Source organism: Enterobacter cloacae complex sp. (assembly GCF_900322725.1).
GTDB classification, from domain to species: domain Bacteria; phylum Pseudomonadota; class Gammaproteobacteria; order Enterobacterales; family Enterobacteriaceae; genus Enterobacter; species Enterobacter quasihormaechei.
Genome location: NZ_LT991957.1, coordinates 638,977 through 660,645, shown reverse-complemented (window position 1 = coordinate 660,645; position 21,669 = coordinate 638,977). Strand labels below are relative to the sequence as shown.

The following is a 21,669-nucleotide window of genomic DNA, read 5'->3' as shown; positions in this document are numbered from 1 at the left end:
CTGGTTTGCTTCCGTAGTTGTATGCGGTACTGCCTATTTGTGGGTGACTGTAATTGCCATCAGGAAAAAGTGGTTAGGAGAGTGGTCGGCGAAGGTCGTTTACTTCTCGACCTTCGTCATCATTGCCGCAATAATCTTTAAACTTCCTTTACTGTGACATGTCACGAGGCCGCGCATGCGGCCTTTACTTTATGTCGTTTCCTGCTTCAGTTTTTCCACGCAGTAATCAAGATGCATTTGCAGATCTTTCATGGACATCTGCGAGCTGGTGACATAGTTAACCAGAGCAGTCAACTCAGCCATCGGACCATCAACGTTAAACCCATCCTCACCAAGCTGGCGCAGCAACGTCATCAGGTGAGAATCTTCAACAAGGGAGCGGACGCCTCCCGGCGTGTGTATTCGTTCGGCAAATCCTTTTTCCAGCGGGTGATGATACTGACGTTGCATCTGATAATCTCCATGCATTCACTGTATATATGTACAGTAGCAAATGTTCGAAATACTATCCAGCACGAATTGCCATTTACCTAAAAGGTAATAACTTTCCTGATTGTTATTCATTCAATTCATATAAGGTTTGCTAGGTAATAAACTGTCCAGATGATGCACGCGCGCCGGGCGCTGCTTAACTGGAGACAGGCCATGACGGTATCAACCGTAGTTGACCATAACGATTACACGGGGAACGGCGTTACGACATCCTTCCCGTACACGTTCCGCATATTCAAAAAAACAGATCTTGCTGTATCAGTTGTAGATCTCAACGAAAACATCACAGTCCTGGTTCTGGATACTGACTATACGGTTACGAACGCAGGAGGATACAGCGGCGGTAATGTGGTTCTCACCACTCCGTTGACAAATGGCTGGAAGATTTCCATTGCCAGAGAACTGGAGCCGACGCAGGAAACCGACCTGCGCAACCAGGGCAAGTTCTTCGCTGAGGTACATGAAGATGCCTTTGACAAGCTGACTATGCTGATCCAGCAGGCATACAGCTTGTTCCGCCTGGCTCTTCGCAAGCCATCGAGCATCGCGAACTGGTATGACGCGCTGAACAACTACATTCGCAATTTACGCGATCCGAGAGACCCGCAAGATGCGGCCACCAAAAACTATGTTGATACGCTGGCAAACAACAATCTAAATCGCACGTTACGCGTTCCTGAGGCAATACCTTCATTGCCAGATGCAGCTACAAGGGCTAATAAAATTGTCGCCTTTGATAGTGCAGGCAATCCATTCCCTGTTCTTCCACCATCAGGATCAGCATCAGACGTTCTTATTGAGCTGGCGAAGCCAACAGGCTCATCAAAGATTGGTTACGGCGATCGCACTGTAGAAGATAAACTTAATGAGCGGAAAAGTCCTTTCGATTTTGAAGCAATAGGCAATGGTGAAGATGATGACACATTAGCACTTCAAAAATTTATAGACGAAACTGATGGTGATCTTGATCTTGCTGGTGGCACATTTCTAATAAGTAAGAATTATGCCCTAGCTATTCAATATCCAAATGAAGCCGACTTTTCTGACGGTACTTATAACTATAGCCCATGCCTTGCATTGGTTGGAAAGAAGGGTATCAAAATTCACAATGGAACATTGCTGGTTAAGACGCATGGCCTTGATGCGTTAAGCCTCATAGCCTGTGAGCATGTTACTGTTGATTTAACTATCAAGGGTCCGGGAATCTTCCCTGCAATTGATACCACAACTGGGTATGCAGAGAAAGGAGAAGCCAGATTCGGGTACGATTCTGCTCTAGTTCTTGCACCAAATAATGCCCTTGATACCAGCGCATATACTGGCGGAGCATACGCTGGTGTTACAGGTCAATTCCCTAAATACAATGCAGACGGCAGCCAAGCTTCAGGTTGGCAGAACACGTGGGGCAAGTTCCTTGGCGGCAACATCGGTAGCTGGGCTTGCGGTGTGAAGGTTCAACGTGCATGCCGTGGTATTCTTATCAATGACTGTGACATCTCTGGGTTTAACTTTGGTGCGGTAGGTATTGGCATCCGTAACACAGCAGCAGCCTATGGTGCAAGTGATTACACCACAGATGCAGATGTACCTGATGGCGTGATGGTTATTAATACACGTATTCGCAAGTGCTACAGTGCAGGCATCTACGTCCTCTCTGGATATCGCCTGAACTACATGGCGAATAACATCGAAGACATCGGTCACCCTGATGGGGATGATGTACTGAACGCAAGTTACGACCCAGGCTACGGTATCACACATGGTCGAAACCGAAGAATCCGTAATGTAACAATTACTGAGAATATGATTCGTAACTGCCGCCGCAAGTGTATTGACTTCCATGGTGGAGGCCAGGCTATCATCGCAAACAACCATTGCCTTGAGCATGGGGTTGTAGGTATCTACGCTAAGTGTGGACCAGGTTGGGCACCCAACTATGAACCATATAACCTGATTGTCGCTGATAACTATGTCCGTTCCCGTGATGTACCTGCCAGTGAAACTACAGGCCTACTGATCGGTGCTAAGTATACACGATGCATTGATGTTGGTGGTGGTGGCGAAGCCACGCAAGCCACATACCCAGACCCTTTTGTCAAGATACACAATAACTACTGTGAACTCCGTGCATACGATGGGGTAGCAATAAGCACAGGTGCTGGTGACGACAACTACGCCGTTTTCCAGGATATTGATATCAGCCACAATAGTGTTGTCATGAAGTGCAACACAGTCAACAATACGACTGAGGGCATAGCTGTGAATGCTGGAGCGGGGACTAACAAAGTTTACAGAGGTCAGCGCATACGTTTGGTGGGAAACAGCGTTAAGCAACTGAACAACCTGTCGCTTAACTATCGTGTAATTGGGTATAAAATTTCTGGAATTCCCAAATCAATCATCGCTCATGGAAACATTGTTGATTTAAACACATTAAACCAGGCGGGTTTGCTATCATCGTTTGTTTTGGATGGTAGGACATATATATCATTTTCTGGAAACCAAGCATTAAGCATTGGTTCTCGTAGCACAATGTCAGCCTCAGACATAATTTTCTACGACAATACAAGAATATCTATTCCAGCAGGATCGGCGTCTACTTCAATTCCAGCCAGCTTATTTAGAGGGGTTTGGCAGGCAACCATTGCAGGATCTGGAGATGCATTTGGAGCAAGGCAGGTACAACTAGCTAACACAGGCACTACTGGCACATCGACAGATGTTGTGAGGTCATCTACGACAGGTGTTATCGCTAACATTGCGGTCGGACCATCTGGTGTTGTTATTCCAGCGATAACAAATCAAACAGATGTAACCATCAGTCTTAAACCTCTGGTTCAATATGACTCAGTGCTATAAATAATAACGCCCCTCTAAGGGGGCGTTATTTTACATTCTATTTATATATATTCTGTATCCATCTTCGTATTTAATTAATTTAATAAGGCTATTGTTTTTTATAATCTCTCCATCTCCTTTAAACCTTTCATCTTTTGGTATAGGTGATGATATGCCATACTGTTTCATAAGGCTATACTTGAACCTGTAGTTTGCAAAGGCAGAACCTACTAGATATTGCGATACCGGAATAGCATCGTATATTCTCTTGACAGAATCTGGATAAGAAGGGAAGCCAGAAATTACTATCTTATCACCTGTTTTATAACCACATTCAATTAGGTCGTAGGCAATATTCTGAGCGACCACTCTGTCTATACGCTGATAGATTTTGAAAGCATTCGATACTCCATATGCTTGGCTAAAATTGAATGTAATAATTACCACAATCAATGATTTTGATAAAGCACCTAATTTACTCATCATTTCCGCACCCTTTAGTAGTGCACAAAATGATAATCCAGCGGCTATCATCACTCTAGGTTCTACTATAGGGCTTTTCAAAACTAGATAAGGAGCAAATCCGAGAACTATTATTGCTACAAATACAAGCACTGAAAATGCAGTAGTTTTATTTCTTTCTATTGATGAGATTACCAACATAACAATTATCAATGTTAACAAAATAATACTAGGGGCAAATGCAGTAACCTTGAAAAGCATATTTATAAACAATGAGAAGTTATTTACAAATATCTTTAATCCATCAACTGAAAGTGGTATTAACTCAGAGTGAGTGTCCGTGTATCCGGAGGTATAGGAATCTCCATCAAAGAATACCAGCATCATTAATTTATAAAGCAAGAACGAAAAGAAAAGAGATGAAAATACCTTTAAGATTAAGTTAATAACATCATTTTTATTTTCATTGCAGAACCTCATAAAGCACATTAATGCAAGGTAAGATAAAACGAATGGTATAGATGCCTGGTATATTGATATTGAAATAAACCCAATCGCCACCGAACTAATCCAGCAGACAATACTTCTCTCTGCGCTCATCCTTGCCTGTAAAATAGCCCCGAGACAGGATAATGACATTATTAAAGAGTCAAACCTGAAATAAATATTACCAATGAATAAAGTTGAAGTCAGTGGTAGTAACATGCATGCTGCTTTAGCAATTGGGGATTTCAGGCTTAGCTCAACAGAGATAAGATACCCGCAAAAGATCATCACAAAAGCGCATAATATAATGGTAAGCGGGAAAACATCATATAAAACACCATCCCCAAAGAAATTTAAACCTCCGCCAAACATGCTAATCGCAGCCATTATGACAGAGGAAAGAGGCCTCCCGTTACCCTCCCAAGCAGTAACTCCGGTATCAGTCCTAAGCCAATCATCTACAACATAGTTGTTATTAATGATAAATGGCAATATATATACAAATGATAGAGCCAGCGATATTAAAAATATAGACTTATCATTTTTAAGATTTCTTATCATTTTCTTCCCTTCAGCACGTAACGAGGTCTATTCTTCACTTCTACGTAAATCCTGCCAATGTACTCACCGAGGACTCCAATTCCTATCAACTGTATTCCTCCCAAGAAAAGTATTGAAACAAGCAGGGAAGGATATCCGCGGACAGCATTCCCAAAAAAGATGGTATCCAAAATCATCCACGCGCCATACAGGAATGCAGCACCGGCGACGAACAGGCCGATGTAAGTCCACATCCGCAGGGGGAAGGTAGAGAAACTGGTGATCCCCTCAAGAGCAAGGTTCCACAACTTCCAGCCGTTAAACTTCGTGTTACCCGCCACGCGCTCTGCCCTGGCATATTCCACGACATCAGTGCGGCCACCGACCCAGCTTAATACGCCCTTCATAAAGAGGTTACGCTCTGGCATGAGCTTAATGTTTTCCACTACCTCACGAGACATCAGGCGGAAATCGCCAACGTTTTCTTCGATCTTTGGATTGCTGATTTTGTTGTGCAGCTTATAGAACCACTCAGCGGTCATGCGCTTCAGTCGTCCATCTGTAGAGCGATCAGAGCGTTTAGCCAGAACCATATCAGCGCCGGCCTGCCACTTCTCAATCAGGTGAGGAATAACTTCGATGGGGTCTTGAAGGTCGACGTCAATCGGGATAATCGCTTCTCCGGTGGCACGATCAAGCCCGGCAAATAGAGCTGGCTCTTTTCCAAAGTTGCGAGTGAACGACAGCGGCACCACAAGCGGATCTGAAACAGCAAGCGCGTTTATAATTGATTCTGTCGCGTCTTTGCTGCCGTCATTTATGAATACTATCTCGACCTCATGCTGCTGAAGCCCTTCAAATTCCCGAACCGTTTTATAAAAAATCGGTATTGCGTCTTCTTCGTTGAAGACGGGAACGACCAGAGAAATTTTCATTTCGCATCCCTAAAGACAATGAACTTTGAATAAATAAATCCGCACACCAGGCTGATGGCGGAGAAAAGAATAAGGGTCACGATCGGAGCCATTCCGGACCTATCAGCAGCCCAACCAACAGCAGCGCTCAGCGAGCCCATAAATCCAACGTAAAGCATGTAGCGCATGGTTGTGGTGGAAGACTTGAAAGTGAATCTGGCATTTGCAAAGAAGCTGAATGACACTGCCACGACGAACCCAGCGAAGTTACCAAGTGCCTGCCCTGTGTGAAATGCATATATGCAAATAGCGAACACAACCCAGTGAATGAGCGTGTTAATGACGCCAATCGATGTGTACTTTGCGAATAACTTAAGCACTTTTACGCCCGAAAAATATAAAACCTTACTTTATCACCTTTTGGGTAATTTCGTTAAGAGTTGTCTGAGGTTTTTTAAACCACATATGGTTTATTGTGTATGATGAACTCACCAACTAAGGGGGTTCTTTATGCACATTAAACGGTGGTCACTATGTCGCACTCGTTAACCACGGAATCGCTGAATCAGGGGCTTAGCCTGAGCGCGCTAATGTCTGTGGTCGCGGGTGTGCCGCCGGAGGTGGCTTTAGGGGCGCTTGCTGGTGCGGTAATTTTTGTTACCTCAGCGGTGGAGTATCCCATAAAGCGGCGGTTACTTCTGGCGTTCCTCAGCTTCTTCTGCGGCCTTCTCTTCTACAAACCGACAGCAACACTTCTCATAGGCTTTGCATCCGCTTTCCCTGGCATCACCACAGATATGTTTGAGAAAGGGGTTGCTTACTCAGCAGGGGCGTTTGTTTCTTCAATCGTTGCTGTTGGTATCGGTACCTGGCTGTATCACCGTTCTGGAAATCCACGCGACCTGATCCCGGGGAGAAAAGACGATGACCGGTCCTGAACTGCTTCTCATCCTGAATGCCGCTATCTGCGGCGGCATTGCTATCCGAGTCCTTCTGTTCCGCCGTGACGGGTCACGCCATCGCTGGTGGGGCGGCTGGCTCGCCTATCTGCTGATCGTTGTGGCAGCCAGCGTACCTATACGGACGTTCTATGGGTACTACGTCAGCGCCGACTGGTCAGAAGTCATCATTAAAGCTGTGTTCCTGGCTGCTCTCATCAAGACAAAAGGGAACGTGGTGCAAATTTTCAAGATAACGAGGTCCCAGCATGGACATTAAACAATTCCAGCGTGCAGCTGGCATCAGCGACGTTTTGGCCACGCGTTGGTATCTGCATATCACTGCGGCCATGAAAGAGTTTGGCATTGAAGCGCCAGCGCACCAGGCGATGTTTATCGCGCAGGTGGGCCATGAATCGACAGGGTTCACACGGCTTCAGGAGAACTTCAACTACAGCGTAACCGGGCTGGCAGGATTCGTCCGTGCCGGGCGTCTCACTCAGGGCCAGGCCAACGCGCTGGGCCGCCGTGCTGGTGAGCCATCGTTACCGCTGGAGCGCCAGCGTGCGATCGCCAACCTGGTATACAGCAAACGTAATGGGAACAATGGCCCGACTGACGGCTGGTTCTATCGCGGGCGCGGGCTTATCCAGATCACCGGCCTGAACAACTACCGCGACTGTGGCAACGGGCTCAAAATTGAGCTGGTTAGCCAGCCTGAACTGCTGGCGCAGGACGAATATGCGGCCCGCAGTGCGGCGTGGTTCTTCGCAACCAAAGGCTGCATGAAGTACACTGGCGACCTGGTGCGCGTCACGCAGATCATCAATGGCGGGCAGAACGGTATCGACGACCGGCGCGCGCGGTACATCACCGCCAGCAAGGTACTTTTATGATCTGGGCATTCGTCAAAGCGTACTGGAAACAGTTGCTTATCGTGTTGATGCTTGCTGCTCTGGTCATCGTCGGAGTGGTTTCTTGGAATGTACACGGCAGCCACCAGTACGATGCCGGGTATGCGCAGGCAAAGGCAGATCGCAAAGCCGAAGATGATAAAGCTCGTCAGCAGGACGAGCAGGAGAAAGCTACCAATGAACGTGAAGCGCAGCAGAGGATCGACCAGGCGCGCAATGATGCTCTTGATGCTGCCGCTCGCGCTGGCCGGTTGCAGCAACAGCTCGTTGCCATCCGTGAGCAGCTCAGGCAGTATAACGCCACTGTCGGCGCTGGGACGTCAGCCGCAGACACCGGAGTTTTGCTTGCCGACGTGCTCAGCAAATCTCTCGAGCGAAACCGACAACTGGCAGAGTACGCTGACCGGGCCGCTGAAGCCGGACGAGTCTGTGAAAAGCAGTACGATTCGCTGACCAGGTGACATGGAATTTTTCATGGTACTGATTTCCGGTGACGGTATATAAAACGGTACGGTGAAAATCATGTTACGGAAAGTTGTTATCAGTCAATTGGTTATGCACGCCGTAAATAATTGAGTGGGAATGATGTATAGCTAGTTCATAGCACATCATATCTATTCAATATCATCTCTAGCCCTCTGTAATTGCAGAGGGTTTTTGTTTATATCTACTCATATCTATTCACTCTACACCACATTTTTCGACGGTACAGGTGACGGTATTACCCGAAAGGTATACTCTCATACCGACAAAAATATGGATGCATTACGGGTGAACTGTGCTTACCGATACCAAACTGAAAAACCTCAAGCCGCAGGAGAAACTGTATAAGGTTTCCGACCGTGACGGGCTGTATGTCGCCGTGCTTACGTCAGGCTCTGTCTCGTTCCGCTACGACTACCGCATCAACGGCCGACGGGAAACGCTGGTGATCGGCCAGTACGGTCGTGACGGTATCAGCCTGGCGGAAGCGCGCGAGGAACTCATTGCCGCCAAAAAGCTGCTGAAGGCAGGCCAGTCGCCTGCTGCGGCAAAACGTGACGGTATCAGGCAAATCGCCGGGGCCGAAACATTCGCGGTATATACCGACACCTACATGAAACACGTCACCCTGGCAGACAGCACCCGCGCCATGAAGCAGGCAGTGATCGACAGGGATATCCTCCCGGCGCTCGGAAACAAAATGATGACTGAGATAACCACCAGGATGGTGCGCGACCTTTGCGATCGTATCGTCGAGCGTGGCGGACGGGCGACGGCGATTCAGGTCAGGGAGATAATCAGCAGCGTATACCGGTACGCCAACGACCGCGGGCATGGTCTGTTCAATCCTGCTGCCGACATTAAGCCATCATCGATCGCCATGTTTAAGCCGCGTGAGCGCACGCTGTCGCCTGAGGAAATTGGAATATTCTTCCGTGCGCTGGATGACGTCGGTGCGATGGGCACCATGAAGATGGCGCTGAAGCTGGTACTGCTGACGCTTGTGCGAAAAGGCGAATTTACCTACGCGACGTGGGCAGAGATCGATTTCAGGAACTGGACATGGACGATCCCCGCCGACCGAATGAAGGCAAGGCGCGCGCATGTGATTTACCTGCCGAAGCAGGCGCAGGATCTGCTGGTCGGCCTGCAAATGTGCGCTGGTGGCAGTGAATACCTGGTGCCCGGGCGCTACAACTTCCGCAAGCCATTATCGAATGCCGCGCTGAACTCGCTGATAGACCGGACCGTGCAGGCCATAAACAAAGACGGCGAGAAAATACATGATTTCACTGTGCATGACCTGCGCCGGACGGCCAGCACGCTGCTGCACGAAGCGGATTATCCATCAGACTGGATAGAGAAGGCACAGGCGCACGAGCAGAAAGGAGTCCGGGCGGTTTATAACAAAGCGGAGTATGCCCGGCAGCGTGCCTATATGTTGCAGCAGTGGGCGGATATGGTTGATGCCTGGATTAACGGGGAGCACACCGATCTGGTGCCGTTCTCCCCGTCTAAATTTGAGAGGTGGATGAACCAGATCTGTTAATTTCGCGATCTAATAAACTCCCTCTGTATTTCTACAGCCATTTGCAACTCTTCACACTTCTTATGCAAATGGCTATTTTCAGTTTGTAACCATTTCACCTGTGCTGTTTTTTGATGTATCACGGCGCGGCACTCTTCGAGTTGACGGATTAAATCCGCATGGTCAGATATAGTCATGCTGCACGCTCCCGGCCCTGGTTGTCTGTTGATGTCAACGGAGCATGTTCAAATGCCCGCGTCAAACCGGCTATATCCAGCGCGTATCCGGGTTGCAGTTGCACCGCCGGACCTTCGCACTGGTTTCCCCATACGTCAAAGCCATGTGACGACTGGCGGGCGAAAAGCTCAATGCGCGGCACATCGCCAAGCAGTTGCACCAGTTTCTCTCTGATCACGTCCGGCTTGCGCGAGTTCTCCAGGCGCGGCGCCGTGACATGCTGGCAGATCGAAGCGTCCATTCGCGCCGGGAGTTTCCCGCGCACCGCAAACAGACAGTCTTCGCTGTTCGCCCGGGTCATGTGGCCCATGCCGATCGCGCTGGTGCCTTTATGCTTGTTCGTCTTGTGCCAGGTGAAACCCTTCATGGTCATGAGGCGGAAGCCCCACGCCTCGATTACCTTCAACGCTTCAATCGGCTGTGTTGGAACCCACCACATAGCCAGAAGGCAATCATCGGCAGCCAAATCCCACACAGGCAGGCGGCAGATGTCCAGCACGTTCATAACCGGATACTTGAATCCGGCGCCACGCTCGCCGTCTGCTGCTTTGTCGCGGTATACCCACGGCGGATCTGCGTAGATAAGAGTGTATTTTCCGGTCATGCTGCACCGCCTTCCGACTTCTCAGCTTCTACAGCAAGAGACTCCAGCTTATCCATAAACATTGCGGACAGCATTGCGTATTCCGCGTCTGTGGCTGCTGGCATTGGAACAAATCGGATGCCGAACGAGGCGAGCATATTTGCAGCCTCAAGGCACTTTCTTAAATCTGCTGGTGCTGCTTTGTTCATGCCGCCACCTTCTTGCTGTTCATCAGCTCAGCCAGGCGCTGAGCCTTTAATGGGTTTCTGATAACGTCGCCGTTCGGTGCTACCCATCCACGGCGAATGATGGAATAGGGCAGCGTGACACTGCCCACGGTTATTCCGTCGTGCGGATTAGTCATACACCACCCCGCGACATCCGATCCCGCTGTAGTCCAGATGCGGGGTGCGGTTCCCTTTGGTGATGCACTGCTGGCGGCGCACCGCGATGCGGGCGCGCTCAACTTCACCGACGGCAGCGTCCAGGCACTGGAGCCAGAGACGGGCTGCGATTCTGTAGTGCCCGCGGCGCTCGCGCTCGATGGCCCGGCTTTCGATCTCCATTGCTTCCGGCGTTACTGCCACAACTTTTTCAGTTCCGCGCTGCGATGCTTTGTTCATGTGATATTTTTCAAGGCGGGTTAATTTTCTCATTCCCAGGATCCTCTCAACTGATTACCGCCGCCAGCCACATCAGGTAGGCGACCACGGCCAGATACAGGTATACATCTGACCATCTGCCGATATGCTTCTTCAGCGCCGTCATGCTGCCGCACTCACCGGGCGATAAACGCGGCGGTCAACTGGCGGCTTTTTTCCGGTGAACGTCGCCGGACTTGCCGCCTTACGTTTATCCAGCCAGGCTTCAACTTCGCTCTGGTCCCACGCGCAGCGGCGATCGGTGATCCAGAAACGGGACGGGAATTCGCCAGCCTGTTCAAGGCGGTCAATCGTGCTCCATGACAGTGGCACCACCTCAAGGAGTTTTTTCTTACTCAATGCACCTTTCATAACTATCTCTCCTGGTTGCAGGTGTGGCGCCGTGGCGCCACGGTGGTGATTACATAGGGACTTCGTTCAGCTCATCGCGACGGATGGTGTACACATCAGTAGCTTTAGCCAGGCGTTCATCATCGTTAGCGAGCTTTTTGGCGACGTATTTGTAGGCGTTATCCAGATCCTTCAGGGTGTTGTAGTTCATCGCTGCGTCAGTGAAAGCGCACAGAATCTCTTCTGGATCGCGGTCATCGCTGCTCTTTGGTTTCTCTTCCTGCTTTTGCTCAGGCTTGGAGTTGATCAGCTTGTTCATGCCGGTCGCGGTTGCAGGTGTCGGCGTGATATCGCGTTCAACGCGCGGTGCCGTTTCCTGCAATTCGTCAGGGGTGTACACGCCCATGATGACGTCTGGGCAATGCAGGCGTGACCAGCGCTTTGTCGCCAGGTATGCGAGTTGTTGTTTCGGATCGCTAGCCCAAAGCGTGGAGTTTCTTACCTGTGCCTGAGACAGCATTAACTCGAGAACTCGAGGATGATCCTCACCCTTCATAGTTGCCCATACGCGAACACCGCAGCCTTCTTCGTCTTTAAGGGTCCATCCAGGTGCGATATACGGGTTGCCGTTTTTGGATGTTTTCTCAACAAACTTTCCGATCACGCGTTCCCACGGCCCGAACCACTCATAGTTGATGCGATCTTTGGTTGGAGACATGGTTGAGATAACCGCGTTTACTAACTGGGCTTCATAGCCGAGCGTGCCGCTCACAACATGGGTTTTCTGCGCAACGGCGAATGGGTTCATTCCCCACTGCGCAGCCTGCATTGCTACAGCCATGCAATCAGCTGGCTTCCCGGCGAGGTGAGCCGGTACCGTCACACGGCTTTGCGCCATTACTTCGGCGAACTTCATCAGTTGGTTCAAACCCTCAGGGCTGAAAATTGTTGCAGCAGTTCCAGCGATTGCTGTGTCTACTGGTGCGTTGATGTTTGCGATGTCGTTGCTCATACGTGCATATCCTGTTTGCGTGCCCACTCAGGGCGTTTAATAATTTCAAATCCACCCCATTCGCCAGACTCCCGGCACTGGTGGTAGGTATTCAGATCCCGGCGGAACAGTGCGTGCCCGGCATCTACGTCCGGCGCATCCAGTTCAAACACACGAACCGGGTAGCGCCCGCAGTCGATGGTTTCGCTCACAGCCAGGAAGAAGAATCCGTGCGGCTCTCCGGTGGTCTGCTGTGCGCCTTCGCGGTACATGGCGTCCTGAACGTGGTACCGGAATTCCTCGACGTGGCGTGCGAAGCGCTCCATGTCTGCAACCTTCTTCACGTCCAGCAGGACCGGGTGATACTTCAGGCGCTTATCCGGGCGAATGCGGCACAGCTCTCCGGTTTCCGGATCCGTCCAGTAGTGCGATGCTTCGCAGAATCCTTCCGCTTCAAGCAGCCAGCGCGCAGCCGGGTGTGCCATCGCGCTGTCGCGCATAAGTTTCAGCTTGCGGCCCTGTTCGGCATCCATCACCGTCATGCCCATGTTCTCAACATCTTTAAGGAAGGCTTCCTGATCTGCTTTCCCCTGATTGGTTCTCAGGTTGAACTGCGGCGCCACGATAAAACGCTTATCGAATTCTTCCGGCTCCAGCAGCAGGCAGTGCAGGGCGGTACCCATGTCAAGCGCTTTCAGCTTTTCTGTGTCGACCGGCGCGGATTTCTGCCACGGCAACAGGGCCGGGCTCAACGCCACCATATCCAGCTGCGACTTACTCACGCCGTCGCCGGCGTGGTAATCCTCGTTGCTGATGTCGAAGTAAATTCCTGGCATCATGCCGCAGTCCTCGCCGTGTCCAGCTGGTCAGCCAGATCCCACTTCGCGATGATGCTGGTCATCGCGGCCTGGTAAGCTGCGAGAGCCTCTTCGAATTCCGTGCTCATCATCAGTTCTTCAAGAATTTCGGTGCGCACGCCTTTGCGTTCCAGCTCATAGAAAGGCTTTTGCAGCTGGTGGAACTTGATAGCGTCGATCAGCTCCACCTGGCGCGCGTAGTGCAACTGACTCAGCTGGTAGTCGCTGTCGATGCTGGTCATGATTTTTTTCAGGTTATTAATCTGCTGGATGTTCATACGCACCTCAGTACTTGATAGAGATTGCAGAAACCTTCCCGCTGGCGATGGCTATCAGCGCTTTCTCAGCCATTTCCTGCGGAAGACCACTTTCAATCAGGTCTGCAATAGCCTGACGATTGATGGTGCGGCGATGCTCTTTGTCAGCTGCGCGGCGCGCTTCTTCATCGGCGATGCGTTTCTGTTCTGCCAGTCGAACTGCTTCCGCTTCTTCCTGACGGCGGCGCTCCGCTGCGATAGCGTCGTTCTTTTCCTGCTCAGCTTTTTCCGCAGCGGCTTTTGCTTCACGCTCTGCTTTCTGCTGGGCTTCAATTTTTTCGCGCTCTGCGCGTTCAGTTGCAGCCTTGGCTTCAGCTTCACGGCGTGCAGAAGCATCAATCTCGGCCTGTGCTTTTGCTTCTGCATCACGCTTAGCCTGTTCTGCTGCTTCGCGGCGTATAGCTTCTTCACGTTCTAGACGTGCTTTTTCCTCTGCCTCTTTGCGCAGGCGTTCCAGCTCAGCCGCTTCGTGCTCGCGCTTTTGCGCTACTACCAGCGACGCTTCCAGTTGCTGAATGGTTGAGTCTTTAGCCACTCCCGCCTCTGCTGCACGCTCCTGCCAGCTGTCATCCAGCACCACGGATTTAGCCTCCAGAATGCGAGCCTGAATATCAGTGGATGGCAGGTAATTTCCGGTGGTGTCGATCACTTCAGCCAGTGCGCGCAAATCCACAAGGCGCTGCTGCAATGCTTCGGTGCGTGCCTTTTCAGCGTCTTCCCATTCGGTAAGTGGGCGGCGAACTTCGTCGCGAAGCTGATCGCATTCGGTCACGAAGCGTCGCAGTTCTGCTTCGACCACTTTTGGTTGCTCCTTCAGGCGCTTCAGGTAATCACGGCCTGGCTTTTCAACTGCCGTCTTGCTGCGTGATACCTGGGCGGCGAGGGATGCGATACGGGCGCGGCCTTTGGCTGTGCTCAGGTCAGGAACCTCGTTAACGCCATCACGGATCTGTTCAAGGAACTTATCCAGACCGTTTTCAACGTAAATGCTTGGCGCCAGGTCCGGCGCGATTTCGATGATTGCTAATTCACTCACTTGCTCACCCCCATATCCATTTCAGTTTTGACTGCCATCTTGGTGACAAACGCCCAGTTGATGGCCTCATGCAGAGTGCGGCACTTGGTGCTCATCAGCCCGCACGCCGTAACGCAGTACCAGCCGTTGATGATTTTCCACTGCATAATTCGTTACCTCAGTGTTACCGTTGAGGTAATAATTATCCTTATGTGGTTTGAAGTCAATAGGTATGATTATAAAAAATTACCCGTAAGGTAATTCTAAGGGCAATAAAAAAGCCGCTCAATGGCGGCTTAGTATCTGAAATTTATAAAGTTATTCTTGCGTTTTACCGTTCTGAACAATCACGAAATCGACGTAGCTCTCGATCTTACTTTTCTCGCTCTCAGGTAACAATGCGTAGCGGGCCCGGTCGTAATGGATGGTCGCCGGGTCGCGAGGATGGATGAGCAGCTCATATCCCCGGCGCCCGAACGCGCTGGCGATCGCCTCCAGGGTGGAGATGGAAACGCTAACCTCATTGTTCAGCATGCGGTTGATTGTCGCCTGGGCAACGCCGGACGCCTTCGACAGCTTACCCTGGGAGGACAGGTCGCGGTTGTTCTGCATCCACGCTTCGAGGTTATGCGCCGCCAACTGGCCGATATCGGAGGCGGTGATCTCCTCCTGGGGGATTGCAACAGCAGATAATGAGTGGTCGACGTCCAGCCAGTTCGACGGCTTGTTCGCTGCCTTCTCAATCTTGCGCGCCACCGTGTCGCCAACAACCTTCTGCCCGCGGGCCCAGCGGTTCACCAGGTTTGCCTGAGTTCCCAGTTTTTCCGCCAGACGAGTCTGCACCCCGTTAAAGTCACGGTCGATGATATCGTTAATATTCTGCCTGCGGATATCCTGAATACTTTTCATGCTCTGGTGAATCGCCTCATATATGAATTAGTTAGTGGTTCAATTAAAAGCGAATTTACCTCACAGGTAAATGCACCTCACAGGTAACAAACCTTGATTTTTATTACCTTCTGGGTGAATATTTGTTATCTGAAATTAATATCAGGCAATAGCTATGAGCGAGAACGAAAAATTCGACTTCAAAAAACACTGGTTGCAACTCACTCCTGATGAGCGAAATGCCTTTGCTGACGAGGCCGGAACGACCAGCCACTACATCCAGACTCATCTGACAGGCCGTCGTAAAATGCCCGGTAAGACATTGATGAATGGGTTATTTAAGGCATGCAAACAACGCGGCTGGGTCAGAACAAAGCCGGAACTGGCTATCTTCTTCTACGAATAAAACCTCCTTCAAACCCCCATCAGGCCGCCTTCTGGCGGTCTTTTCATATCTATTCAGTCCTCTCAGGTAATAATGATCCAAATATGGTTGATCTTTTTTCGGCCATCGCACAAAATTACCAAAGATAAATTTCAAAGAGAGGTGCAAATGAAGCGATTAACTCAGCGTGAAGCTCTCGAAATGGGCCTCGCCAGGTTCTACACCGGCAAGAAGTGCATTCACGGGCATGACAGTGAGCGCTACACCCTCAGTGGTGAATGCGTTAAGTGCAACAACGAGCGGGCTCGACGCCAGCAGCAGTTGCGTTCAGATAAATTAAAGGCAGCCAGAAAGGCGCGGGAGGCAGCATGAAGATTTTTTTCTCCGGTTCCAGTGCTCAATTATGCATTGAAGCAGAGTCAGAAGAAGAAAAGGCGATGCTCATTATGTGGCACCGGCTGAACATTTCAGATCAGACAATGTACTGCGACATGGTTAATACTGGTTGCTTCGCTGGGTTGCGCCTTTGTGGAATCACTGATCTCGAGAAAGAGTAGGTTCATATGGCTAATCAATGGCTACGTCTTTGGCATGATATGCCTAATGACCCGAAGTGGAGAACCATAGCGAGAATATCCGGTCAACCGATAGCTCTCGTTCAGGCCGTTTATGTCCACCTTCTTGTTAGCGGGTCACAAAATGTCACGCGAGGTCACGCTGATGTCACGAACGAGGACTTAGCGTCACATTTTGACGTGACTGAGTGTGACATAGACGCTGTTATTAACGCCATGCAGGGCCGTGTTTTGGATGGAACATACCTTACAGGGTGGGAGCGGAGACAGCCTAAAAAGGAGGACCGTGGCAATGATGAAACAGGAGCAAAATCAGCAACTCAGAGAAAAAGAGAGCAGCGTGAAAGGCAGCGGATGCGACAACAAGAAAGCAATGAGTCACGGCAATGTCACGACAAGTCACGAAATGTCACGACAGATAAAGAAGAGATAAAGAGAAGAGAAGATATAAAAGATAAACCCCACACAGGGAGCGAGCAAAATTCACCTGTGGATAACTCTGCTGTTGGCGGTGAACCAGATCCGGATGCGAACAACGCGATGCTGAATGGCTACATTGCGCCTGGCGGAATGGGTGAGTTTGGAAAATTCCAGATGCACGACAACTGGAAGCCAGATCCACAGTTCATCCAGCGCGCTGCGCTGTGGGGCATAGCTCTGAAGACGGAGATCACACCGTTCGAGCTGGCAGACTTCATCACGTACTGGAAAGCGGAGGGCAAGGCATTCCACCACGACCAGTGGCAACAGAAGCTGGCGAGAAGCGTGCAGCAGTCCAGGGCAAGGCCAGTCGCCCAGCAGCAGCGAAGGGATATCAACGACGTTCCGGAGCCGGACAAGACCATTCCGGAGGGGTTCAGGGGCTACCAGGCCACATAGTGAGGTTTCCATGGCAAGACCAAACACGTACTCAGAACGTAAGACAGCCGTCAGGCGGATAATCACCGCTGCAAAAGAGCGCGGCAGGATAACTACCCGGCAGGCAGCAGAAATCCTCGGCCTCCACCTCAACACTGTAGAGAAATATTTCAGAGATGCAGAGAGGAGCGGAGAGGTAATACGTCACGGGAAATGCGGCCTGTTCAGGGATTACAGGGCCACGATTGATTTCGATATGGAAAGGTTTTCAAGGCAATACGGGAAAGGGAAGTAGCAAAGCAGTAGCACCGGCGCGGCAGCGCATTTTTTTACGCCTGCATAATTACCTTGCAGGTAACAAAATATGCGCATAGCTATTGATTTTAACTCTAATGTGGATTTAAATTACCTAAGGGGTAAATCATGACGGCAGTTTTAGGGATTGACCCGGGATGCAGCGGCGCGCTGGTTCTCGTAACTGAGCAGGGCGGCTACATCGACCACCTGGCAATGCCAACCATCAAGGTCGGCACAAAGTCCAGGGTGAACGGCGCAGCGGTATCTGCATGGCTTCGGCAGTACGGAATCACTCATGCGTACCTTGAGCAGGTCGGAGCCATGCCAGGACAGGGAACGGCGAGCATGTTCACGTTCGGGCATGCAGCTGGTGTAGCGGAGGGGATCCTCCAGGGGCTCAACATTCCGTACACGCTGGTAACGCCGCAGGCCTGGAAGAAGTCAGCCGGGCTTATCGGCAGCGACAAGGACGCAGCGCGTAGCCGGGCCATTCAGCTTTACCCGGAACTCAGGGCGCTGGATGCCAAAGCGAAAGGCCAGGCCATCGCGGATGCGCTGTTAATCGCAAGGTTCGGGATAGGCGTTAAATAACCATCCTTTTTGATATCAACGTAATCAATAACTTATACGGGTAAGCGGGGGTAAAGATGGAATGCAATGTGAGTGAGTTGGTAAAGCGCGGTCATGACAAGGCCGCACAACTTAAATCATCAGGCGGTGCTGTATCGCAGTTGATAAGCGATCTGGCTACGCATCTGGATGTGCAACTGGCTCGTAGTAATGCGCTGGCTGCGGAGAATGCGGGGCTGAAGGCCTTCAAAACCGCCGTATATCAGCAGATGGGCGCTGGCTGCGAGGCTCCTGAATTTTCTATCACGGAAGGTCAGAGAAACCTACGCCGCTTCGCTGACACGCTCCATGCCATCGAGCGCGAATTCTTTACCAAAGAAGTCCCTGATGAAGAATACGAAGGCGAAACCGTCGAAGAATGCCCGTTAACCTGGGGAATGAGTGTCGAACAATACGTTGCTGAATTCCGCAAATGCCTGGCTGAAGTGCGGGCGCAGGCCCACAAGGAAGGCGCTCACTTTGTTGCTAACAGGATGCTGGCCGCATGGGATGCTGGTTTTATCGACGACACAGCAAAGAACGCGGCAGATATCGCGCGGATGATCCTGACGTCAACAGAGTTTATGGCTGGTGCGCCAGTGGATGATTTCGACCGCTCGTTCGCTGATGGCGTACTCGAAGACATAGCCGCCCAGCTTCGCAAAGGGGTGCAGTCATGAGCGTAATCCAGTACGTAGTTAGCGATGCAGGCACGTTTCCTGAGGATGCATATTTTCTCGATCCTCGACACATCGATGAGCTCACTTCTAAGTGGGAATTGGAATGCTTGTCTCAGGATGCCGCCCTTGATTATTTCGACAACCATGACGGCTGGGAATCTGACTGGCCGTTGGATATCGAGCTGTTCGTTGACGGCGAGAGCGTAGGTGTATTTGCGGTTGAAATGGAACATGTACCTCGCTTCAGCGCAAGAAAAAGACCGGAGGCCGCCCAATGAGCAACATCGACAAAAAGGCGCTTCGTGAAGCGGCGGAGAAGGCGACAAAAGGCGAGTGGTGGTCTGATGTTGTCGAGACTGACGGCGAATATGGCGAGGGCGAAGATAGGGTTTCTGGCTACCACTCATATGCGGTGTATGTTGGTCACGAATCATTGCTCGACATGACCAATTCAACTGCTGCGTGCATCCACACTGAATGGGATCATGATTACCACATGGCATGGGATGAAACGGCTAAGTGCAACGCTGAATTCATCGCCTCAGCCAATCCCGCCACTGTGATGGCGCTGCTGGATGAGCTGGAAGCCAAAGACAAGCAGATCGACGATCTGAAAGCAACGGCGGCACATTCCAATGCTGGATGGACGGAGGCGCATAGACAGGAAGCCAGGGCTGAAGCCGCAGAGAAACGGATTGCTGACCAGTGCGGAATCATCGCATCGGCGAGGAAGTTCATCAGCGAGTACGCTGGTCTTGGTGATGTTGGCGCTGCTGAGTTCATAAAAATAATCGACCGCGCCGCAGTCGGTAAAGGAGAGGCATCATGAACACTCTTACCAAAGAATGGCTACTGAAGACCATCGCGGAGCTCGAAGAAGAGCGAGATGCTGTGCCTGGCATCGTAAACGAAGATGCTGCGATGTCTCTGGCGGCGATGAAACTGGCGCTGGCATCGCTCGAAGCAAGGGGCCGCAAACTTTTTACCTGTAGCGCGTGTGGCGCAGAGGGTTTGGACGAGCCATTAGAGTCGAAGTGCAATTGCAATGAGGATGGCGCGCACTGGATTGAAAGTGTTGTTTACACCGCCCCGCCAGTTCCGGTGTCTGTGCCTGATGAAGTCAATGTGCTTCTGAATCATCTTGAGGATGTATTGCCGGATGATGCGTTTAATCTGATCGATGTGAAAACATGGAATAACGTCTCCATGTTATCTCGCCCTGATGTCTACCGCGCCGCCATGCTTCAGGGTGCCGAACCTGTAACGACGGCTTACAAGTTGCGGGATGCTGTGGAAACCATTCGCAACTCTGGCATTGAAATCGACGCTGAGAAAATATTTGCCGAGCGTGATGCTCTCAACGCTCCAGACTGCTGGTGCCGAACATGCCGACCAATAACGCTTACTGATATGCGATTTGTCGTCTGCCCTGACTGTGGCAACAAACGCTGCCCGCGCGCCAATGACCACAGGAATGCATGCACCGGAAGCAACGATCCAGGTCAGGAAGGCAGTGCATATCCAGCAGCACCGCAGCAGGAGGTGAAGTGATGGGCTTAAAAATTTACGGCAATAACATATCAAACAGCGAAACCGCTTACTCATTCCACTCTGAAATGAAGATGACTTGCCAGCAGTGCAAGCACACGGAATTCGTGAAAGGTAACTTGATTGAGAACGTCAAATGCCCTGCATGCGGTGGGAATGATCTGGTCTTTGAAACGTCAGCGCCGAAGGATGAGGTGAAGTCGTGAGCAAACTCAAACAGCGACGCCTGCGCCGCCTTAAAGCCGACGTGGCATGGTGGAAAGGCGAAGCCTCTGACTTGTACTCCAGAGTCATGGAGCAGGCCGACGAAATAGCCGAACTCCGCAGGCTGGTCATCCGCGTGCCGATGCCGGTGGTGGTGCCGGCGGATATCATCCAGGGAATTAACGTGAAGGGCGCGTTTGCGATGGGAATCGAACGCTATGGTGATGCGATGCTGAAGTTGGCGAAAAAGGAGAAAGGCAATGGCTAAAACCGCAGCAGAACGCAAGGCAGCGCAGCGCGCTCGCCAGGCGGAAGCTGGTGAACGCAAGCTGGAGCTGGTGCTCGACGAGCAGGAAATGGAGATGCTGGCGCGTAACTGCGCGGAGCGTCGCCCGGGCCGTGAGCCATACGAAATGAGCGAGTACATTGCTCTGCTGATCCGCCAGGATGATGCCCGGGTACGCGGTCGCATCAAAGCTATCAGCGCCAACCAGTGCGGCAAATGTGGCGACAGCCTGCCGGTGAAGTCCTGCCCGTGCGCCGGTGATTCGGCTTGCTGGGTAACGCAGGGCTGGCATGAAACGAAACTTGCGGTGTGACCTGTCACGGCGTATTGACTAAATCCTCACATGATTATACTGTTTAAATGTACAGTATTTTTATGTGAGGTTCCATTATGGGCTTTCCATCTCCGGCAAAAGACTACGCAGAATCCCGCCTTACCATCACCAGCATGTGCGGCTACGACGGCAACTGCCGCACCGTTGAGACGTCGGCTGGATACGCAATCATCAACGTCGCAACTAAACCACATCCGGGTGATACCGTGCTGATATCGTATTGCGGCCGCACTGAGTTCGCCATCGTGCAGGGGCGGGCGCTTATCGTTCCGGAGGGTGAGTCAATCGAAGGTGAAGCGCTGGACGACACAACGGTGCTGGGAGTGGTTACACATTTCCTCAACCGTGCCGGCAGCCAGGAAGACGATCCGATACCAGTCATGTAACATCTGCGCGGGCGTGATAGTATTACCTGAAT

The 21,669-nt window shown here is 51.1% G+C and carries 36 protein-coding genes; 20 read left to right on the top strand and 16 right to left on the bottom strand.

Annotated elements, in window-relative coordinates:
- Positions 1 to 189 precede the first annotated feature (189 nt).
- A complete protein-coding gene (locus DBR02_RS03360) occupies positions 190 to 450 on the bottom strand; it encodes a hypothetical protein (protein ID WP_032671830.1) in 261 nt (86 codons plus the stop codon).
- 195 nt (positions 451 to 645) lie between these two features.
- Here DBR02_RS03360 and DBR02_RS03355 point away from each other — a divergent pair, with 195 nt between their 5' ends.
- Complete coding sequence (locus DBR02_RS03355; RefSeq protein WP_059585504.1) at positions 646 to 3,351, top strand: right-handed parallel beta-helix repeat-containing protein; 2,706 nt, start codon at positions 646 to 648, stop codon at positions 3,349 to 3,351.
- 30 nt (positions 3,352 to 3,381) lie between these two features.
- On the opposite strand, the gene DBR02_RS03350 is transcribed toward DBR02_RS03355, so the two are convergent.
- Genes DBR02_RS03350 through DBR02_RS03340 form a run of 3 tightly spaced genes read right to left on the bottom strand, consistent with a single transcriptional unit; the run spans position 3,382 to position 6,112 of the window.
- Positions 3,382 to 4,839, bottom strand: coding sequence for a glucosyltransferase domain-containing protein (locus tag DBR02_RS03350; protein WP_107533490.1), 1,458 nt, complete (start codon positions 4,837 to 4,839; stop codon positions 3,382 to 3,384).
- Entirely contained in the window at positions 4,836 to 5,753 is a 918-nt protein-coding gene (locus DBR02_RS03345) for a glycosyltransferase family 2 protein (protein ID WP_107533489.1), read from the bottom strand. The genes DBR02_RS03350 and DBR02_RS03345 overlap by 4 nt, the downstream gene beginning before the upstream one ends.
- A complete protein-coding gene (locus DBR02_RS03340; RefSeq protein WP_047052272.1) occupies positions 5,750 to 6,112 on the bottom strand; it encodes a GtrA family protein in 363 nt (120 codons plus the stop codon). The genes DBR02_RS03345 and DBR02_RS03340 overlap by 4 nt, the downstream gene beginning before the upstream one ends.
- 153 nt (positions 6,113 to 6,265) lie before the next feature.
- On the opposite strand from DBR02_RS03340, the gene DBR02_RS03335 reads away from it, so the two are divergent.
- The 5 genes from DBR02_RS03335 to DBR02_RS03315 all read left to right on the top strand — a co-directional run bounded on the left by DBR02_RS03335 (position 6,266) and on the right by DBR02_RS03315 (position 9,616).
- Positions 6,266 to 6,670, top strand: coding sequence for a putative holin (locus tag DBR02_RS03335; RefSeq protein WP_077579864.1), 405 nt, complete (start codon positions 6,266 to 6,268; stop codon positions 6,668 to 6,670).
- Complete coding sequence (locus DBR02_RS03330; protein ID WP_047052275.1) at positions 6,657 to 6,950, top strand: phage holin family protein; 294 nt, start codon at positions 6,657 to 6,659, stop codon at positions 6,948 to 6,950. Before DBR02_RS03335 ends, DBR02_RS03330 begins: the two co-directional genes overlap by 14 nt.
- Positions 6,940 to 7,566 carry a glycoside hydrolase family 19 protein gene (locus DBR02_RS03325; RefSeq protein WP_107533488.1) on the top strand — a complete coding sequence of 209 codons (627 nt, stop codon included), beginning with the start codon at positions 6,940 to 6,942 and terminating at the stop codon, positions 7,564 to 7,566. Before DBR02_RS03330 ends, DBR02_RS03325 begins: the two co-directional genes overlap by 11 nt.
- Positions 7,563 to 8,045 (top strand): DUF2514 domain-containing protein, encoded by a 483-nt coding sequence (locus DBR02_RS03320; protein WP_107533487.1) that lies wholly within the window; start codon positions 7,563 to 7,565, stop codon positions 8,043 to 8,045. Before DBR02_RS03325 ends, DBR02_RS03320 begins: the two co-directional genes overlap by 4 nt.
- 317 nt (positions 8,046 to 8,362) lie before the next feature.
- Positions 8,363 to 9,616: a tyrosine-type recombinase/integrase gene (locus tag DBR02_RS03315; RefSeq protein WP_107533505.1), complete on the top strand. Its 1,254-nt coding sequence runs from the start codon at positions 8,363 to 8,365 to the stop codon at positions 9,614 to 9,616.
- Here the strand turns inward: DBR02_RS03315 and DBR02_RS03310 are convergent.
- From DBR02_RS03310 to DBR02_RS03260, 12 genes are all read right to left on the bottom strand, one after another.
- Positions 9,613 to 9,792 (bottom strand): hypothetical protein, encoded by a 180-nt coding sequence (locus DBR02_RS03310; RefSeq protein WP_063149221.1) that lies wholly within the window; start codon positions 9,790 to 9,792, stop codon positions 9,613 to 9,615. The two genes, DBR02_RS03315 and DBR02_RS03310, sit on opposite strands and share 4 nt — an antisense overlap.
- Positions 9,789 to 10,436 carry an MT-A70 family methyltransferase gene (locus DBR02_RS03305; protein ID WP_107533504.1) on the bottom strand — a complete coding sequence of 216 codons (648 nt, stop codon included), beginning with the start codon at positions 10,434 to 10,436 and terminating at the stop codon, positions 9,789 to 9,791. Before DBR02_RS03305 ends, DBR02_RS03310 begins: the two co-directional genes overlap by 4 nt.
- Positions 10,433 to 10,624, bottom strand: a complete 192-nt coding sequence (locus DBR02_RS03300; RefSeq protein WP_045891207.1) for a DUF1382 family protein — start codon at positions 10,622 to 10,624, stop codon at positions 10,433 to 10,435. Before DBR02_RS03300 ends, DBR02_RS03305 begins: the two co-directional genes overlap by 4 nt.
- The gene (locus tag DBR02_RS03295; RefSeq protein WP_107533503.1) at positions 10,621 to 10,779 is read right to left on the bottom strand and encodes a DUF1317 family protein; all 159 of its coding nucleotides are present in this window, start codon (positions 10,777 to 10,779) and stop codon (positions 10,621 to 10,623) included. Before DBR02_RS03295 ends, DBR02_RS03300 begins: the two co-directional genes overlap by 4 nt.
- Positions 10,772 to 11,071, bottom strand: coding sequence for a PerC family transcriptional regulator (locus DBR02_RS03290; RefSeq protein WP_040117969.1), 300 nt, complete (start codon positions 11,069 to 11,071; stop codon positions 10,772 to 10,774). Before DBR02_RS03290 ends, DBR02_RS03295 begins: the two co-directional genes overlap by 8 nt.
- 108 nt (positions 11,072 to 11,179) lie before the next feature.
- Entirely contained in the window at positions 11,180 to 11,428 is a 249-nt protein-coding gene (locus tag DBR02_RS03285) for a helix-turn-helix transcriptional regulator (protein ID WP_107533502.1), read from the bottom strand.
- Between the two features lie 49 nt (positions 11,429 to 11,477).
- Entirely contained in the window at positions 11,478 to 12,419 is a 942-nt protein-coding gene (locus DBR02_RS03280) for a RecT family recombinase (RefSeq protein WP_047050283.1), read from the bottom strand.
- Positions 12,416 to 13,237: a PD-(D/E)XK nuclease-like domain-containing protein gene (locus DBR02_RS03275; RefSeq protein ID WP_063153763.1), complete on the bottom strand. Its 822-nt coding sequence runs from the start codon at positions 13,235 to 13,237 to the stop codon at positions 12,416 to 12,418. Before DBR02_RS03275 ends, DBR02_RS03280 begins: the two co-directional genes overlap by 4 nt.
- The gene (locus DBR02_RS03270; RefSeq protein WP_063153764.1) at positions 13,234 to 13,533 is read right to left on the bottom strand and encodes a hypothetical protein; all 300 of its coding nucleotides are present in this window, start codon (positions 13,531 to 13,533) and stop codon (positions 13,234 to 13,236) included. Before DBR02_RS03270 ends, DBR02_RS03275 begins: the two co-directional genes overlap by 4 nt.
- A 7-nt stretch (positions 13,534 to 13,540) precedes the next feature.
- On the bottom strand, positions 13,541 to 14,608 hold the full coding sequence (locus DBR02_RS03265; RefSeq protein WP_047050277.1) for a hypothetical protein: 1,068 nt from the start codon (positions 14,606 to 14,608) through the stop codon (positions 13,541 to 13,543).
- Positions 14,605 to 14,754: a hypothetical protein gene (locus tag DBR02_RS26770; protein WP_162843058.1), complete on the bottom strand. Its 150-nt coding sequence runs from the start codon at positions 14,752 to 14,754 to the stop codon at positions 14,605 to 14,607. The genes DBR02_RS03265 and DBR02_RS26770 overlap by 4 nt, the downstream gene beginning before the upstream one ends.
- A gap of 151 nt (positions 14,755 to 14,905) precedes the next feature.
- Complete coding sequence (locus DBR02_RS03260; RefSeq protein ID WP_047050275.1) at positions 14,906 to 15,496, bottom strand: helix-turn-helix transcriptional regulator; 591 nt, start codon at positions 15,494 to 15,496, stop codon at positions 14,906 to 14,908.
- A gap of 154 nt (positions 15,497 to 15,650) precedes the next feature.
- On the opposite strand from DBR02_RS03260, the gene DBR02_RS03255 reads away from it, so the two are divergent.
- The 14 genes from DBR02_RS03255 to DBR02_RS03185 all read left to right on the top strand — a co-directional run bounded on the left by DBR02_RS03255 (position 15,651) and on the right by DBR02_RS03185 (position 21,637).
- Positions 15,651 to 15,881: a hypothetical protein gene (locus DBR02_RS03255; RefSeq protein ID WP_032634928.1), complete on the top strand. Its 231-nt coding sequence runs from the start codon at positions 15,651 to 15,653 to the stop codon at positions 15,879 to 15,881.
- A 147-nt stretch (positions 15,882 to 16,028) separates the two neighbouring features.
- On the top strand, positions 16,029 to 16,232 hold the full coding sequence (locus DBR02_RS03250; protein ID WP_047050345.1) for a hypothetical protein: 204 nt from the start codon (positions 16,029 to 16,031) through the stop codon (positions 16,230 to 16,232).
- The gene (locus DBR02_RS03245; RefSeq protein ID WP_047050271.1) at positions 16,229 to 16,417 is read left to right on the top strand and encodes a hypothetical protein; all 189 of its coding nucleotides are present in this window, start codon (positions 16,229 to 16,231) and stop codon (positions 16,415 to 16,417) included. Before DBR02_RS03250 ends, DBR02_RS03245 begins: the two co-directional genes overlap by 4 nt.
- 304 nt (positions 16,418 to 16,721) lie before the next feature.
- Positions 16,722 to 16,868 carry a hypothetical protein gene (locus tag DBR02_RS26915; protein ID WP_227788524.1) on the top strand — a complete coding sequence of 49 codons (147 nt, stop codon included), beginning with the start codon at positions 16,722 to 16,724 and terminating at the stop codon, positions 16,866 to 16,868.
- A 56-nt stretch (positions 16,869 to 16,924) separates the two neighbouring features.
- Positions 16,925 to 17,314, top strand: coding sequence for a DnaT-like ssDNA-binding domain-containing protein (locus tag DBR02_RS03235; RefSeq protein WP_237765693.1), 390 nt, complete (start codon positions 16,925 to 16,927; stop codon positions 17,312 to 17,314).
- Positions 17,315 to 17,324: 10 nt separating this feature from the next.
- Positions 17,325 to 17,588: a DUF977 family protein gene (locus tag DBR02_RS03230; protein WP_045891224.1), complete on the top strand. Its 264-nt coding sequence runs from the start codon at positions 17,325 to 17,327 to the stop codon at positions 17,586 to 17,588.
- 128 nt (positions 17,589 to 17,716) lie between these two features.
- Positions 17,717 to 18,181, top strand: a complete 465-nt coding sequence (locus DBR02_RS03225) for a crossover junction endodeoxyribonuclease RuvC (RefSeq protein ID WP_063153767.1) — start codon at positions 17,717 to 17,719, stop codon at positions 18,179 to 18,181.
- A 56-nt stretch (positions 18,182 to 18,237) separates the two neighbouring features.
- On the top strand, positions 18,238 to 18,879 hold the full coding sequence (locus tag DBR02_RS03220; RefSeq protein ID WP_047050268.1) for a hypothetical protein: 642 nt from the start codon (positions 18,238 to 18,240) through the stop codon (positions 18,877 to 18,879).
- Positions 18,876 to 19,157, top strand: coding sequence for a hypothetical protein (locus tag DBR02_RS03215; RefSeq protein ID WP_063843641.1), 282 nt, complete (start codon positions 18,876 to 18,878; stop codon positions 19,155 to 19,157). The genes DBR02_RS03220 and DBR02_RS03215 overlap by 4 nt, the downstream gene beginning before the upstream one ends.
- Entirely contained in the window at positions 19,154 to 19,708 is a 555-nt protein-coding gene (locus tag DBR02_RS03210) for an ead/Ea22-like family protein (RefSeq protein WP_063843640.1), read from the top strand. Before DBR02_RS03215 ends, DBR02_RS03210 begins: the two co-directional genes overlap by 4 nt.
- Positions 19,705 to 20,430: a hypothetical protein gene (locus DBR02_RS03205; RefSeq protein WP_107533501.1), complete on the top strand. Its 726-nt coding sequence runs from the start codon at positions 19,705 to 19,707 to the stop codon at positions 20,428 to 20,430. The genes DBR02_RS03210 and DBR02_RS03205 overlap by 4 nt, the downstream gene beginning before the upstream one ends.
- A 199-nt stretch (positions 20,431 to 20,629) precedes the next feature.
- The gene (locus DBR02_RS03195; protein WP_048982107.1) at positions 20,630 to 20,899 is read left to right on the top strand and encodes a hypothetical protein; all 270 of its coding nucleotides are present in this window, start codon (positions 20,630 to 20,632) and stop codon (positions 20,897 to 20,899) included.
- Positions 20,892 to 21,230, top strand: a complete 339-nt coding sequence (locus DBR02_RS03190) for a hypothetical protein (RefSeq protein WP_048982104.1) — start codon at positions 20,892 to 20,894, stop codon at positions 21,228 to 21,230. Before DBR02_RS03195 ends, DBR02_RS03190 begins: the two co-directional genes overlap by 8 nt.
- A 77-nt stretch (positions 21,231 to 21,307) precedes the next feature.
- Positions 21,308 to 21,637: a hypothetical protein gene (locus tag DBR02_RS03185; protein WP_048982102.1), complete on the top strand. Its 330-nt coding sequence runs from the start codon at positions 21,308 to 21,310 to the stop codon at positions 21,635 to 21,637.
- Positions 21,638 to 21,669: the final 32 nt, after the last annotated feature.